The sequence below is a fragment of the Allobosea sp. genome (genome assembly GCF_030694325.1).
In the GTDB taxonomy this organism is placed as follows: Bacteria; Pseudomonadota; Alphaproteobacteria; order Rhizobiales; family Beijerinckiaceae; genus Allobosea.
On sequence record NZ_JAUXYO010000269.1, the window covers coordinates 1 to 15,092 of the forward strand.

Genomic DNA, 15,092 nt, shown 5'->3' on the forward strand with positions numbered 1-15,092 from the left:
GATCACCGGGCGGTCGCCGGCCGCAGCCCAGCGCCGGAGCTGGCCGAGATAGGGCTCCTTGCGCCAGGCCTGCGCGGCGCCGGGATCGACCTGGACGAAGAGCCAGCGCGTCACCGGGTCCATCGTCAGCACGAAGCGGGCCCGGTCCGGCTTCCACTCCGGGCCGAGGAAATCCTGCGTCATCCACAGGCAGAAGAAGGCGCGGCAATGCTGCGGGCGCGTCTCGTGGATGCCGCAGCCACGGCCCGGCAGGCAGTGGCGGCACCAGGTGCCGGCCTGGCTCTCCACGGCCGGTACCTCATAGACCTTGCAGCACAGCGTGCAGCTGCCGCAGTCCCGGCCTGCGGCAGGCCGGTTCACCATCGCTGCCGGGTCGATCATGCGGCCTCTTCCGAACCCTTCCAAACAGGAGGCGACGATGCCGGGGCCGGAGCCGCCTGACAAGTCCGCCCGGGAGCTGACGGACACGCGACACCCCGTGAAGGATCCGCCCCGCACGGGCCGACCCTGCGGCAGAGTCTGCCTCGGGTTGCGATAAATTCGCTCAGCGCTTGCGTGGGTGCCGGTCTATGCTGGCAGAAGACGTCACTCGCATCAGGGGATCCGCACGATGCTGTCCAACCTCGCCGTCCGCGACATCGAGACCCTCGTCCACCCCTATACGAATCTCGCGGCGCATCGCGAGACGGGTCCGCTCGTGCTGGAGAGCGGCAAGGGCGTCTATGTCTATGACAGCGCCGGCAAGGAATATCTGGAAGGCATGGCGGGACTCTGGTGCACCGCGCTCGGCTATTCCAACCAGGAGCTGATCGAGACCGCCTATGAGCAGATGAAGAAGCTGCCCTTCCAGCACATCTTCGGCGGGCGCAGCCACGACCCGGCGATCGAACTGGCGGAGAAGCTGAAGGAGATCGCGCCGGTGCCGATCTCGAAAGTGTTCTACGGCGCCTCCGGCTCGGACGCCAACGACACCCAGATCAAGATCGTCTGGTACATGAACAATGCGCTCGGCCGCCCGCAGAAGAAGAAAATCATCTCGCGGCTGAAGGGCTATCACGGCGTCACCGTCGCTTCGGCCTCGCTGACCGGCCTGCCCAACAACCATATCGATTTCGACCTGCCGCTGCCCGGCATCCTGCATACCTCCTGCCCGCATCACTACCGCTTCGCAGAGCCCGGCGAGAGCGAGCAGGACTTCTCCTCCCGCATGGCGGCCGAACTGGAGGAGATGATCCTGCGGGAGGGGCCCGACACGGTCGCCGCCTTCATCGCCGAGCCGGTGATGGGGGCGGGCGGGGCGATCACGCCGCCGGCCGGCTATTTCGAGAAGATCAACGCGGTTCTCTCGAAATACGACATCCTCTTCATCGCCGACGAAGTGATCACCGGCTTCGGGCGAACCGGCAACATGTTCGGCACGACCACCTATGGGCTCGCCGCCGACACACTCTCCTGCGCCAAGCAGATCACCTCGGCCTATTTCCCGCTCAGCGCTGTGATGATGAACGAGCGGGTCTACGAGGTTCTCGTCGACCAGAGCCGCAAGATCGGCATCTTCGGCCACGGCAACACCTATGCCGGCCATCCGGTCGGCTGCGCGATCGCGGTCAAGACGCTGGAGATCTACCAGCGCGACAGAATCGTCGAGCATGTCCGCAGCGTCTCGCCGACCTTCCTGCGCCGGCTGACCAAGCTCGAAGAGCACCCGCTTGTCGGCGAGGCGCGCGGCGTCGGCCTGATCGGCGGCGTCGAGCTGGTGCGGGACAAGGCGACCAAGGCCGCCTTCGAGATCAAGAAGGGCGTCGGGCCGAAATCGGTGTTCTTCGCGCAGCAGGAGGGCCTGATCCTGCGCGCCATGGGCGACCGCGTCGCCTTCTGCCCGCCGCTGATCATGCAGGAGGCGGAGATCGAGGAGATGTTCGACCGCTACGAGCGCGCCCTCGACAAGACGCTGGCCTGGGCGAAGGCGGAAGGGCTGCTCGCGGCCTGAGGGCCGCAGGCGGCACTGTTTGGGGGGTCGCGTGCCCCGATCGTTCATGATTGTGGCGCAGGCTCGCATCGCGACACAGAACGCCCTGATCGCATCACGATCACGCCGTCTTGGCGTCCCGATCCTGGGTCAGTCACAGATGCGGCGACGAACCCGTCGCCGCATCTGCAGGCAACCCAGTCGGACCCCATGACGATCCCGTCTCAATCCCGCCCCTCGATTCCCGCCAATGCGAGTTTCCACGATGCCCATGCCCGGGAGGCCTATGCGTCCTGGTTCAAGCCCATCGCGCTTCCCGCACTGGCCGCTGGAACCAGGCGGGCTCCGGCTGCGTTGGATCCCCGTGCGAAGGATGCACCATCCCGGCTCGCCGGTGTCCTTCGCAACGGCTTTGACGACTGACATTCGAGACTTCTTCGAGACCCTCCATGCTTGACCGGCGCAGCGTCCTTCGGACTCTCGCCGGTCTTTTTTTGGCCGCGACGGGGACGGGTGCCTATGCCGCGGTGTGGGAGCCGAAGCGCCAGGCGGTCACCCGCTACCGGCTGACGCCTCGGGGCTGGCCCGAGGGGCGCAGGCTGCGGCTGGCGGTGCTGTCGGACCTGCATGTCGGATCGCTGCACGTGCCCGTGGCCCGCGTCTCCGAGCTCGTTGCCGCCACGAATGCGCTCGATCCCGACCTGACGCTGCTGCTGGGTGATTTCGTCGCCAGCCGGCGGCGCATCGCCTCGGACCCCGCCATGGCGGAGTGGGCGGTTGAGCTCGCGAGGCTCGAGACGCGCGACGGCGTCTTCGCCATCCTGGGCAATCACGATTGGTGGCATGACGAACCGACGCAGGCGCGGCGAGCGGGGCCGACGCAGGTCGGCCGGGCTCTGGAGCGCGCCGGCATCCCGGTCCTGGAGAACCATGCGTTGCGGCTGTCCACCCAGGCAGGCCCGCTCTGGCTGGCGGGTCTCGGCGACCAGATCGCCTTCCTGCCGCGGCTGCGCGGGCTCCCGCATGGGATCGATGATCTGGCCGGCACGATGGCGCAGATCGCCGATGACGGGACGCCGGTGATCATGATGGCGCATGAGCCGGACATCTTTGCGCGCATGCCGGAGCGTGTGTCGCTGACACTGTCGGGCCATACCCATGGCGGCCAGGTCCGGTTCCTGGGCTGGGCGCCGATCGTGCCGTCGCGCTATGGCAACCGCTATGCCTATGGCCATGTCCGCGAGGACGGGCGCGATCTCGTCGTGTCCGGCGGGATCGGCACGAGCCAGTTGCCGATCCGGTTCGGGATTCCGCCCGAGATCGTGCTGATCGAGTTGGGGTGAGCGGGGCGCCCCGGCCCCGGCCCCGGCTTCAGGTGACGATGACCTTGGTGCCGTTGGGCACGCGGTTGAACAGGTCAATCACGTCGATGTTGCGCATCCGAATGCAGCCCGAGGAGGCCGAGCGGCCGATGGTCTCGGGTTCGTTGGTGCCGTGGATGCGATAGAGCGTGTCGCGGCCGTTCTGGTAGAGATAGAGCGCGCGGGCGCCGAGCGGGTTGTCCGGACCGCCTTCCATGCCGCCCGCGCGCGGCGCCAGATGCGGCCAGCGCGCGATCATTTCGGCCGGCGGCGTCCAGCGCGGCCATTCCGCCTTGCGCTGCACGATCGCCTCGCCGGTCCAGCCGAAGGCCTCGTCGCCGGTGGCGACGCCGTAGCGGATCGCCTTCTTGTTCGGCAGGACGTAATAGAGATACTTCTCCCGGGTATCGACGACGATCGTGCCAGGCGCCTGGCCGGTGGGATCGGAGATCTCATAGGGAAGGTGGGTCAGGTGGTGTTCGAATTTCGGCACCAGCGCAATGTATTCGGCATCGCGTGACGACAGAGCCGGAGCGTTGACGCTCTTGTACTGGCAAGCCCCCAGCAGGGTCGACATCGCCAACGCGAGGATCACGGTCTGTTTCATGACGTCCACCAGACGGCCTGCAAGCCATCCTTATGATGAATTCAGGGTTAACGCTTGGTATCCACCGGCCGCAGGGGCGGCGCGACCGAACGAAGCTTGCTCTAGGCCGGAAACGGGAGGCGTGCAATTTGGGTTCCGTGCAGGGAGCGCTCACCCTGCTTTTCGCACCGCACCGTGGCCGGATGGTCACGCTTTCTCTTCCCGCCTGTCCGAAAGCGCCCTGCCGTGACGACCTTGCTGATCACCCACCCGTCCAGTCTGGCGCATGAGACGCCGCCCGGCCACCCCGAGCGGCCGGACCGGATCCGCGCGGTCGAGGCCGCGCTGGAAAGCGAGCGGTTCGCGCCCCTGATTCGCGAGGCGGCCGCACAAGGCACACTGGAGCAGGTCGGCCTCTGCCATCCGCAGGACTTCGTCGAGGCGGTGCTGGCCGCCTCGCCGGCCAGTGGGCTCGTGCCGTTCGACGCCGATACGATGATGTCGCCAGGGACGGTCGACGCGGTCATGCATGGTGTCGGCGGTGCTGTTCAGGCGGTGGACGAGGTGATGACGGGGCGTGTGGCGAACGCCTTCAGCGCGACGAGGCCGCCCGGCCACCATGCCGAGAGCGTCAAGGCGATGGGGTTCTGTTTCTTCAACCAGGCGGCGATCGCGGCGCGGCATGCACAGCGCGCCCATGGGGCGGAGCGCGTCGCGATCATCGACTGGGACGTCCATCACGGCAACGGCACCCAGGAGATCTTCTGGAGCGACCCGAGCGTGCTCTACGCTTCGAGCCACGAGATGCCGCTCTATCCCGGGACCGGCGCGACGTCCGAGCGCGGCGTCCATGGTACCATCGTCAATGCGCCGCTGAGCGCGGGCGACGGGTCCGATGCCTTCCGGGAAGCGCTGGAGAGCGTATTGCTGCCGCGCATCGATGCGTTCGCACCTGATCTGATCATCATTTCGGCCGGGTTCGATGCACATTGGCGCGACCCGCTCGCCAATCTCAACCTGAAGGAGCCCGATTTCGCCTGGGCCACGCAGAAGCTGATGGAGATCGCGGATCGGCGCTGCGGCGGGCGCATCGTTTCCGTGCTGGAAGGCGGCTACGATCTGGAGGGGTTGTCGCGGTCCGCAGCCGCGCATGTCATGGCGTTGATGCGCGGATGAGCCTGGGCCGCCTCCGGCTCGGACGACGCATTCATCAGGGGTTCAGAGGTGCGTGCGCAGGAGAAGCGTGCTAGGGCGGGGTCGCGTTGCGGCATTCGCCCGGCCGGGGGAAAATCGATGGGGAAACAGCGTCGATCGCGCGGTTTCCGACAAGAACGGGGTGCGTGACGGCTGTGTCGCAGCGGGCAGGGGCGAGTGGGCCGCTGCCCGGAACGCACGGGCCGCGTGCAGCGGGACGCGATGAACGATATGACGATTCCGTCGGCTGCGGCAGACGAGGCGAGCCCGACCGTCGTCGCCATGATGGCGGGCGACAAGCGTCCCGAGCTGTTGCGCGACGAGGTTCTGGGCGAAATTCTCGCCGCCACCGTCGAACTCCGGGGAGGTCATCCCGCCCTCGTCGATGGCGGCCGCCGGCTGAGCTATGACGAGGTCTGGGCCGCCGCCGGCCGGCAGGCGCGCGGACTCGCCCTGCAGGGCGTGGGGCCGGGCGATCTCGTCGGCCTGTGGATGCCGCGGGGCATCGACCTGCTGATCGCGCAGATCGCGATTACGCGCGCTGGCGCGGCCTGGGTCCCCTTCGATGCCGAAGCGCCGGTCGATCGCATCGCGGTCTGTCTCGCCGACGCCCAGGCGAAAGGCCTCGTCACCTGCGCGGACTGGACCGGCCGTGCCGCCGCCACCGAACGATGGATCTGGACGCCCGAGGCCCTCGCGGAGGCCGATGACGGGCAGCCAATGCCGGCCCGAGCCGCGGGCCTGACAAGAGAACACCCGGCCTATCTGATCTACACCTCCGGCTCGACGGGAACGCCCAAGGCGATCGTCATCAGCCACCGCAACATCTGCCATTTCCTGCGTTCGGGGAACGCTCTCTACGGGATCGGCCCCGAGGACGTCGTCTTCCAGGGCGCCTCGGTCGCCTTCGACCTGTCGATGGAGGAAATCTGGACGCCCTATCTGGTCGGCGCGACGCTGTTCGTCGCTTCGCCCGAGATGATGGGCGATGCCGAGAAGCTGCCGGCGATCCTGACGCAGGCGGGCGTCACCGTCATCGACACAGTGCCGACCCTGCTCGGCATCTTGCCGGCCGACGTGCCCTCGTTGAGGTTGATCCTGCTCGGCGGCGAGGCGCTGCCGCCGGCGACCGTGCAAAAATGGTCGAAGCCGGGCCGGCGCATCCTCAACACCTATGGTCCGACCGAGGCGACCGTGGTGGCCACGGCCGCCGAAGTCGCCCCGGGCGAGACCGTCACCATCGGCCGTCCGATCGCCAACTACACCGCCTATGTCGTCAACGAGGCGATGGCGCTCGTGGGCCCGGGCGAGCAGGGCGAACTGCTGATCGGCGGTCCCGGCGTGGCGCGCGGCTATCACGGCCGGCCCGAACTCACCGCCGAGAAATTCATTGCCAACCCGTTCGGGCAGCCCTTCGGCGCCGAGGATCCGGTGCTCTACCGCTCGGGCGATGCGGTCAGCATCGACGAGGCCGGCAACATCGTTTTCCACGGGCGCATCGACGACCAGATCAAGATCCGCGGCTTCCGCGTCGAACTCGGCGAGATCGAATCGAAGCTCGCCGAGGAACCCGGCGTCAACCAGGCGGCCGTGGTGATGCGGACCGATGACGAGATCGAGCGTCTCGTCGCCTTCGTCGTGGCCGAGCCTGGCGTCGCCGTGGACGGGGCTGTCCTGCGCGCGACCCTGCGCGACAAGCTGCCGGCCTATATGGTGCCGGCGCATTTCGAGGCGGTGGGTTCGCTGCCGCGCATGGTCTCCGGCAAGGTCGACCGACGCATGCTGAAGGCGGCGCCACTGACGGCGCCGAGCGCCCAAGGCGAGCAGGAGCCGCCGCGCAATGCCACCGAGGCTGCGCTGCTCGAAGCCGCCAAAAGGGTTCTGGGCGCATCGAGCTTGCCGCTGGAGGCCGACTTCTTTGTCGATCTCGGCGGGCATTCGCTCTTGGCGGCCCGCTTCATCTCGATCGTGCGCGAGACGCCCGCCTATGCCGGCATCACGCTTCAGGACGTCTATGGAGCGCGCACATTGCGCGGCATGGCCGCCCTGCTCGACGGGCGCGGCATCGCCGAGGCGCAGGACCTCTCCTTCACCCCGCCGCCTTTCCTGCGCCGCTTCCTCTGCGGCCTGGCCCAGGCGGCGGCGCTGCCGGTCATCATCGGCCTCGCGACGACCCAGTGGCTCGGCATCTTCGTCACCTACATGCTGCTGTCGGGCGAGGATCTGCCGCTGATCGGGCAGATCATCGCGCTGCTGGGCGTCTATGTCGCGATTACGATCGTCACGGGTTTCGCCGCCATCGGCCTGAAATGGCTGGTGCTGGGGCGGACGAAACCGGGCGTCTACCCGCTCTGGGGCGTCTATTACTTCCGCTGGTGGTTCGCGGCGCGCGTCGCCGGGCTCGTCCACATCAAGTGGCTGCAGGGCTCGCCGGTGATGCGGGTCTATTGGCGGCTCCTGGGTGCCAAGGTCGGGCGCGACGTGATCATTTCCGATTACGAGGCGGGTGCGGTCGATCTGATCAGCATCGGCGATGGCTCCTCGCTGGGCGCCAAGACGACCTTCGCCAATGCCGAGGCGATCGGCGACAAGCTGGTCATCGGACGGATCACCATCGGCAAGGACGTCTATGCCGGGTCTTCCGTCGTCTTCGGTCATGACTGCGTCGTGTCAGACCACGCCGAGTTGCTCGACCTGACGACCGTGCCCGTCGGCGGACAGATCGGCGAGGCCGAGATCTGGGACGGTTCGCCCGGGCGCAAGGTCGGCATGGTCGATCTGGCGGCCCTGCCGCCGCAGGCCGAAGCAAGCCCCCGTCGCCGCGCGGGGATGACGGCCTTCTATATCCTGATGCTGATCATGCTGCCGCCGGTCAGCCTGCTGCCGATCTTCCCGGCGTTCATGCTGTTCGACAAAATCGACGACTGGATCGCGACCTGGTCGGAGATCAGCTATCTCTGGTACCTCCCGCTCCTCACCTGGCCGACAGCGATCGGGCTGGTGACGCTGACGGTGTTCCTGATCGCCGCCTTGCGATGGGCGATCCTGCCGCGCGTCTCGTCAGGGTCGTATTCGATCCATTCCGCGTTCTTTGCCCGCAAATGGACGGTCGGTCTGGCGACGGAGGTGACGCTCGAGACGCTCTCCTCTCTGTTTGCGACGATCTACATGCGGGCCTGGTACCGGATGATGGGCGCCACGATCGGCAAGGGCTCGGAGATCTCGACCAATCTGTCGGGGCGCTACGACGTGACCGGGATCGGCGCCGGCAACTTCATCGCCGACGAAGTGGTCTTCGGCGACGAGGACATGCGGCGCGGCTATATGCGCCTCGACATGACCCGGACCGGCGACCAGGTCTTCGTCGGCAACGACGCGGTCGTGCCGCCGGGCGCGCAGATTCCCGACCGCGTTCTGATCGGCATCAAGTCGAAGCCGCCCGCCAATGAGCGCATGCAGCCGGGCGATACCTGGTTCGGCTCGCCGCCGATCCAGTTGCCGACGAGGCAGAAGGTCGATCTGGGGGCGAACTGGACCTATCGACCGTCCTGGCAGAAGCAGACGCTGCGCGGCCTCTTCGAGGCGCTGCACACCTCCTTCCCGGCGATGCTGTTCATTACGTTCGGGACGATCGCGGTCGATCTCGTCCTGCAGGAGCGGATCAACCAGCGCGACTGGCTGGGGCTCGTGCTGTCCTTCATGGCGGTCGCGGTGCTCATCGCCGTGGCGCAGGCGCTGATCTGCGTCGCGATCAAATGGCTGATGATGGGCGTCTACAAGCCGCTGATGAAGCCGATGTGGTCGTGGTGGGCGATGCGGACCGAGTCCATCGCAGTCCTCTATTCCGGGCTCGGGGGGAAGGTGCTGTTCGAGTATCTGCGCGGGACGCCGTTCCTGCCCTGGTTCCTGCGGCTGTTCGGCGCCAAGTTCGGCCGCGGCGTCTGGATGGATATGACCGACATCACCGAATTCGACTGCGTCACTGTCGGTGATTTCTGCCAGATCAACGCCCACTCCGCGCTTCAGACGCATCTCTACGAGGACCGCGTCATGAAGGTCGGCCGGGTGCATCTGGGCAAGGGCGTCTGCGTCGGGGCGGCGGCGACGGTGCTTTACGACACCCGCGTCGGCGATTTCGCGCAGATCGGCCTGCTGACCGTCATCATGAAGGGCGAGAACCTGCCGGCGCATACGCGCTGGGAGGGTGCGCCGGCGGTGCCGGCGGCGATATCTGCCGGGCATTGATCGGCAGCATGGTGTTTGACCGCCAGTCCTGCCCGGGACTATGAGCCTGCACGGATTTCTGCGCAGGTTTCCATGTCCCACAACAGCTTCGGCCATCTCTTCCGCGTCACGACCTTCGGCGAGAGCCATGGGCCGGCCATCGGCTGCGTGGTCGATGGCTGCCCGCCGCTGATCCCGCTGAGCGAGGCCGACATCCAGGGCGATCTCGACCGGCGCCGGCCTGGCCAGTCGCGCTTCACCACGCAGCGCCAGGAGCCGGACCAGGTCCGCATCGTCTCGGGCGTCTTCGCGCGGGAGAGCGACGGCGTGCAGGTCACGACCGGCACCTCGATCGGCCTGATGATCGACAATGTCGACCAGCGCTCGAAGGATTATTCCGAGATCAAGGACAAGTACCGGCCGGGCCACGCCGATTTCACCTATGACGTGAAATACGGCATCCGCGACTATCGCGGCGGCGGGCGCTCCTCGGCGCGCGAGACGGCGATGCGGGTGGCGGCGGGTGCGATCGCGCGCAAGGTCGTGCCGAGCCTGATCGTGCGCGGGGCTTTGGTCCAGATGGGGCCGCACACCATCGACCGCGCGAACTGGGACTGGGAGGAGGTCGGCCGCAATCCCTTCTTCTGTCCGGACGCCAAGGCCGCCGCATTCTTCGAGGGCTATCTCGATGGAGTCCGGAAGTCGGGCTCGTCGACCGGGGCGGTGCTCGAGATCGTCGCGGAGGGCGTCCCCGCGGGGCTGGGCGCGCCGATCTATGGCAAGCTCGACGCCGAGATCGCGGCCGCGCTGATGAGCATCAATGCGGTCAAGGGCGTCGAGATCGGCGACGGCTTCGCAGCGGCGGAACTCTCCGGCGAGGAGAACGCCGACGAGATGCGTGCCGGCAATGACGGGCGGCCGCTGTTCCTCTCCAACCATGCCGGCGGTATCCTCGGCGGCATCTCGACGGGACAGCCGATCGTGGCGCGCTTCGCGGTCAAGCCGACCTCCTCGATCCTGGCGACGCGGGCGACGGTGACCCGCAGCGGCGGCGAGGCGGAGATGTTCACCAAGGGCCGCCACGACCCCTGCGTCGGCATTCGTGCCGTGCCGGTGGGCGAGGCGATGGTCGCCTGCGTGCTGGCCGATCATTTCCTGCGGCACCGAGCGCAGGTCGGCGTGGTCGAGGCGCGCTGGCCGTTCCAGGAGTGACTCGAGCCGTCATTCTCGGGCGGGGCGGAGCGCAGACACGAGAATCTCAGGACGAGAGAAGGCGGGGAGCTACCCTGTCATGAGATGCTCGGGTCAAGCCCGAGCATGACGTGATAACCTATGCATTTCAGCTATACTGAAATTGCGCGCGCGCTTCATTGCAGATGAAGGGCGACTGCCCTAACTTGTCGGCATGAAGCTCGATGTCTGGCTCGCGCAAAACAAGGTCGGCCGCAGCGCCTTTGCGCGGCTGGTCGGCCTGTCGCCGGCCAGCGTGACGGCGCTCTGCAATGACCAGAGCGCGTGGATCTCGCGCGAAAGCGCCGAGCGCATCGCCGCCGCGACGGGCGGCGCCGTCACCCCCAATGATTTTCTCGGCCTCGTCAGGCCGCGCGAGGCCGCCATGCCCAACAATGTCACCGCCACCATCGAGGCGTTCGCACGCGGGGAGATCGTCATCGTCACTGATGACGACGATCGCGAGAACGAGGGCGACCTGATCGTCGCCGCCTCTCTCTGCACGCCCGAGAAGATGGCCTTCATCATCCGCAACACCTGCGGCATCGTCTGCGCGCCGCTGACCGCAGCCGAAGCCCGGCGCCTGCGGCTCGACCCGATGGTGTCCTCGAACGACGCGCCGCTGGGCACGGCCTTCACCGTCACGGTCGACGTCAAGCATGGGCTGACGACCGGCATCTCGGCCGAGCAGCGCTGCAACACGGTAAGGGCGCTGGCGAACGGCAATATGGGTGCAGGTGACTTCGTGCGGCCGGGCCATGTCTTTCCGCTGATCGCCAAGGATGGCGGCGTGCTGATGCGATCGGGCCATACCGAGGCCGCGGTCGACCTCTGCAAGCTGGCCGATCTGCCGCCGGTCGGCGTCATCTGCGAGCTCGCCAATGACGACGGCACCGTGATGAAGGGGCCGCAGATCGTCGCCTTCGCCGAGAAGCACGGCCTGAAGCAGATCACGGTGGCCGATCTCATCGCCTACCGGCAATCGCGCGAGCGGCTGGTCGAGCGAGTGCACTCCTTCCCAGTGAAGAGCGCGTTTGGTGAGATGACGGGCCATGTCTATGTGACGCCGTTCGACGACACGCAGCATTTCGCCTTCGTGATGGGCAAGATCGGCGACGGCGAGCGGATTCCCTCGCGCCTGCACCGCGCCGATGTGGTGGCCGATGTGATCGGTGGCGCGAGTGCGATCCAGTGCGCGCTGCGGGCCTTCGAGCAGGACGGCCGTGGCGTGCTGGTCTATCTGCGCGACGGTTCCGCGGGCGTGCCGATCAAGCCGGTCGAGGAGGGGGCGGACGCGCAGCGCAGCCAGCAATGGCGCGAGGTCGGGCTCGGCGCGCAGATCCTGCGCGACCTCGGCGTGCGCTCGATCGTCAATCTGGCTTCGTCGCCGCGCTCATTCGTCGGCCTCAGCGGCTTCGGGATTGAGATCGTCGAGAGCCGCCCCCTGACCTAAGTGCGGCTACATCCAGTCGGCGCGGTTGCCGGTGACGACCAGGATCTTGCCCTGCCAGATCTCGACCATCGAGGCCTTGGCCGGCGACACGGCCCCGACCAGGGCGAGGACGGCGCGGGCGACGCCGCCGTGGCTGACGATGACCGCCTCGCGCGGCAACGCCTCCAGAACCGGCCGGATGCGCTGCGCCAGCATCGCGTAGCTCTCGCCGCCCGGGGGCACGAAGCTCCATTTGTCGCGCTCGCGCAGCTGCGCCTGCTCACGCTCCGCCTTGCGGATGTCGCGCCAGGTGTAGCCCTCCCAGCTGCCGAAGGTGAGTTCCTTCAGCCGGTCGTCGGTGCGGTAGGCACCGTCCTCCAGCCCGAGCGTGGCGCGCAGGATGTCCATCGTCTCGCGCGCCCGCTTCATCGGCGAGCCGATATAGTCGAGCTCAGCAAAGCCGGGGGCCAGCGTCCGCAGCCGCTCGGCCGCTTCCGCCGCCTGACGCCGGCCGAGATCGTTGAGGGGGATGTCCTGGCCGCCCTGGAGACGGCCCTCGCGATTCCAGTCGGTCTCGCCGTGGCGGATGAGGATGAGCCGGTGCGGGAGCGTGATCGGGAGCATGTCGGGCTTCTGCACCGTGCCGGGCGCGAGGTCAAAGCGTTCGCCCGGTGCGGGGCCATGCGTCGCAGCCATGGCGGCGAGCCGCCGATTTGTTTGGCCTGTCGCGGCCGCCGGTCTATAGGCGGCTCTCCGCCGCTTTCGGATGCCGCTTCATGCCGCCGGCCCTGACATTGCCCGATGGTCGCAGGCTCGCCCTGGACGACCGCCCCCTGCTGATGGGGATCGTCAACATCACGCCCGATTCCTTCTCCGATGGCGGGATGCTGCAGAATGCCGGGCAAGCCATCGCGCATGGCGCAAGATTGATGGAAGAGGGGGCCGATATCGTCGATGTCGGCGGGGAATCGACGCGGCCCGGCCATGCGCCGCTCGATGCTGCGACGGAACTCGGACGGGTGCTGCCGGTGATCGCCGGCCTGCGCGAGCGGGTCACCACGCCGCTGTCGATCGACACCTGGAAGGCCGAGGTGGCGGAGGCGGCAGTGAAGGCGGGGGCCTCGATCGTCAACGATGTCTGGGGCGCGCAGCGCGATCCCGCCATCGCCGGTGTCGCGGCCCGCCACGGCGCCCCGATCATCCTGATGCATAACCGCGAGACGACCGACCCCGGGCTCGACATCCTGTCCGACGTGCTGCGCTTCCTCGAGCGGTCGATCGCGATTGCGCGCGAGGCGGGTGTGCCGCACGAGCAGATCGTGGTCGATCCCGGCATCGGGCTGTTCGGCAAGACGCCGGAGCAGTCGCTGCGGCTGATCCGCGAACTGGCGAAGCTGGAAAGCCTGGGCTGTCCGATCCTGCTCGGGGCCTCGCGCAAATCGGTGATCGGCGTGGTGACCGGCCAGAGCGTTCCCGCCGAACGCGTCGCCGGCAGCGTCGCGGCCCATCTCTATGGGGCGACGCAGGGCGCGGCCATCATCCGCGTCCACGACGTCGCCGCCCATGCCCAGGCCTTCAAGGTCTGGCGCGCCCTGTCCCAGTCTTCGGAGCCCAGCGCGTGAGCGAATCCGGCGTCATCCTGATCGAGAAACTCGATATCTACGCCTATCACGGCTTCTTTTCGGAGGAGGAGCGGCTGGGGCAGCGCTTCGTCCTCGACCTCGCACTCGAAACCGATCTAAGGCCATCCTCGGTCAGCGATGCACTGGCCGATACAGTGAATTACGGCACCGTGGTCGGCGTTGTGACGGAGGTCTTCACCACACGCCGCTTCAACCTGCTGGAAGCGGCCGCCCGCGCCGTGGCACTGGCGGTGCTGGAGCGGTTTGCGCCCGTGACCCGGGTCGAGGTGACGCTGCGCAAGCCGGCCCCGCCGATCCATGCGACGCTGGCCAGTGTCGGCATCAAGCTGAGTTTTGCGCGTGAAGGTTGAGGCTGCGCTCGGCCTCGGCGGCAATCTGGGCGATCCCGTCGCTGCATTTGCCACGGTGCTGCGGCGGCTGCAGACGCATGAGGCGGTCTCGCGCGTCCGCTCGTCGAGCGTCTATCGCACGGCGCCCTGGGGCAAGCTCGACCAGCCGGAATTCCTGAACATGGCGATGCTGGTCGAGACAGCTCTGCCGGCCCGCGCGCTGCTCGATCTCTGCCTGTCGCTCGAGCGCGAGGGCGGGCGCGAACGGCGCGAGCGCTGGGGGCCGCGCACGCTCGACATCGACATCCTGAACTATGGCGGTGAGACGATCGACGAGCCCGGCTTGCAGGTGCCGCATCCGCGGATCGCGGAGCGGGCCTTCGTACTGGCGCCGCTGGCGGAGATCGCACCGGGGCAGGTGATCGGGGGACGAACAGTCGCGGAACTGCTCAAGGCGGTCGTCGACGAGAGCATCCGCCGGGACCCGGCCGCGACGGCGCGGCTGCAGGCTGTTTTCCCAAGCGCGCCGCGCTGATCTCAATCTTCGAAGGTTTCCCTTAGAACCGCCAGCACGCGGCTCAACACGGCAGGGGGCACCTCACCCACCCGTTTGACGAGGCGCCGCTTGTCCAGCGCGCGGACCTGCTCGGCGAGGACGAGTCCGTTCGTGCCCGCGAAGCTGATGGGCACACGGAACCCGGCCGGGCGGCTGGCCGAGGTCATGGGCGCGACGATGACCGTTCTCAGATGATCGTGAATCTCCGGAGGAGACACGATGAGGCAGGGCCGTGTCTTACGAATCTCGCTGCCGATGGTCGGATCGAGGGTCGCCAGCCAGACCTCGCCGCGCTTCACCATGTCAGGGCGGCGTCATCGTCATTGGCGAATTCCGGCCAGACGAGCTTGTCGTCGCCCTCGGCCACGAGCCGCCGTGAATCCTCGGCCCAGCCTGAACGGGCCGCCGTCGACACGGGCTCGATGACGATGCGCCCGCTTTCGACGAGCAGCGTGACGCGGTCTCCCGCCTTGGCGCCGATGGCGGCCAGCATCGGCTTCGGGATGACGACGCCCGCCGAGTTGCCGATTTTCTTGACCGAGCTTTGCATCGCCTACTCCGACAGCAA

The 15,092-nt window shown here is 67.6% G+C and carries 14 protein-coding genes; 9 read left to right on the top strand and 5 right to left on the bottom strand.

Annotation, left to right across the window (positions count from 1 at the left end):
- Positions 1 to 381: hypothetical protein (locus Q8M82_RS17400; protein WP_305692579.1), on the bottom strand; the 381-nt coding region annotated here is incomplete at its 3' end.
- 229 nt (positions 382 to 610) lie between these two features.
- On the opposite strand from Q8M82_RS17400, the gene Q8M82_RS17405 reads away from it, so the two are divergent.
- Both Q8M82_RS17405 and Q8M82_RS17410 read left to right on the top strand, forming a co-directional pair.
- Positions 611 to 1,990 carry an aspartate aminotransferase family protein gene (locus Q8M82_RS17405; protein ID WP_305692580.1) on the top strand — a complete coding sequence of 460 codons (1,380 nt, stop codon included), beginning with the start codon at positions 611 to 613 and terminating at the stop codon, positions 1,988 to 1,990.
- Positions 1,991 to 2,418: 428 nt separating this feature from the next.
- Positions 2,419 to 3,312: a metallophosphoesterase gene (locus Q8M82_RS17410; protein WP_305692581.1), complete on the top strand. Its 894-nt coding sequence runs from the start codon at positions 2,419 to 2,421 to the stop codon at positions 3,310 to 3,312.
- A 28-nt stretch (positions 3,313 to 3,340) separates the two neighbouring features.
- Here the strand turns inward: Q8M82_RS17410 and Q8M82_RS17415 are convergent, their stop codons facing one another.
- A complete protein-coding gene (locus tag Q8M82_RS17415) occupies positions 3,341 to 3,937 on the bottom strand; it encodes a L,D-transpeptidase (RefSeq protein ID WP_305692582.1) in 597 nt (198 codons plus the stop codon).
- 225 nt (positions 3,938 to 4,162) lie between these two features.
- Between Q8M82_RS17415 and Q8M82_RS17420 the strand changes: the two genes are divergently transcribed.
- The 4 genes from Q8M82_RS17420 (at position 4,163) to ribB (ending at position 12,017) form a co-directional block, all read left to right on the top strand.
- Positions 4,163 to 5,092: a histone deacetylase family protein gene (locus Q8M82_RS17420; protein ID WP_305692583.1), complete on the top strand. Its 930-nt coding sequence runs from the start codon at positions 4,163 to 4,165 to the stop codon at positions 5,090 to 5,092.
- Positions 5,093 to 5,332: 240 nt separating this feature from the next.
- Positions 5,333 to 9,355: a Pls/PosA family non-ribosomal peptide synthetase gene (locus Q8M82_RS17425; protein WP_305692584.1), complete on the top strand. Its 4,023-nt coding sequence runs from the start codon at positions 5,333 to 5,335 to the stop codon at positions 9,353 to 9,355.
- A gap of 72 nt (positions 9,356 to 9,427) precedes the next feature.
- Positions 9,428 to 10,546, top strand: coding sequence for a chorismate synthase (gene aroC, locus Q8M82_RS17430; protein WP_305692585.1), 1,119 nt, complete (start codon positions 9,428 to 9,430; stop codon positions 10,544 to 10,546).
- A gap of 193 nt (positions 10,547 to 10,739) precedes the next feature.
- A complete protein-coding gene (gene ribB / locus Q8M82_RS17435; RefSeq protein WP_305692586.1) occupies positions 10,740 to 12,017 on the top strand; it encodes a 3,4-dihydroxy-2-butanone-4-phosphate synthase in 1,278 nt (425 codons plus the stop codon).
- 6 nt (positions 12,018 to 12,023) lie between these two features.
- On the opposite strand, the gene Q8M82_RS17440 is transcribed toward ribB, so the two are convergent.
- Positions 12,024 to 12,692 carry a histidine phosphatase family protein gene (locus Q8M82_RS17440; RefSeq protein ID WP_371126398.1) on the bottom strand — a complete coding sequence of 223 codons (669 nt, stop codon included), beginning with the start codon at positions 12,690 to 12,692 and terminating at the stop codon, positions 12,024 to 12,026.
- An 80-nt stretch (positions 12,693 to 12,772) separates the two neighbouring features.
- Between Q8M82_RS17440 and folP the strand changes: the two genes are divergently transcribed.
- The 3 genes from folP to folK are packed head-to-tail and all read left to right on the top strand — an operon-like array spanning position 12,773 to position 14,503.
- Positions 12,773 to 13,618: a dihydropteroate synthase gene (gene folP, locus Q8M82_RS17445; RefSeq protein WP_305692587.1), complete on the top strand. Its 846-nt coding sequence runs from the start codon at positions 12,773 to 12,775 to the stop codon at positions 13,616 to 13,618.
- On the top strand, positions 13,615 to 13,989 hold the full coding sequence (gene folB, locus Q8M82_RS17450; RefSeq protein WP_305692588.1) for a dihydroneopterin aldolase: 375 nt from the start codon (positions 13,615 to 13,617) through the stop codon (positions 13,987 to 13,989). The genes folP and folB overlap by 4 nt, the downstream gene beginning before the upstream one ends.
- On the top strand, positions 13,979 to 14,503 hold the full coding sequence (gene folK, locus Q8M82_RS17455) for a 2-amino-4-hydroxy-6-hydroxymethyldihydropteridine diphosphokinase (RefSeq protein ID WP_305692589.1): 525 nt from the start codon (positions 13,979 to 13,981) through the stop codon (positions 14,501 to 14,503). The genes folB and folK overlap by 11 nt, the downstream gene beginning before the upstream one ends.
- 2 nt (positions 14,504 to 14,505) lie before the next feature.
- Here the strand turns inward: folK and Q8M82_RS17460 are convergent, their stop codons facing one another.
- Entirely contained in the window at positions 14,506 to 14,826 is a 321-nt protein-coding gene (locus Q8M82_RS17460; protein WP_305692590.1) for a type II toxin-antitoxin system PemK/MazF family toxin, read from the bottom strand.
- The gene (locus Q8M82_RS17465; protein WP_305692591.1) at positions 14,820 to 15,074 is read right to left on the bottom strand and encodes an AbrB/MazE/SpoVT family DNA-binding domain-containing protein; all 255 of its coding nucleotides are present in this window, start codon (positions 15,072 to 15,074) and stop codon (positions 14,820 to 14,822) included. Before Q8M82_RS17465 ends, Q8M82_RS17460 begins: the two co-directional genes overlap by 7 nt.
- Positions 15,075 to 15,092 lie beyond the last annotated feature (18 nt).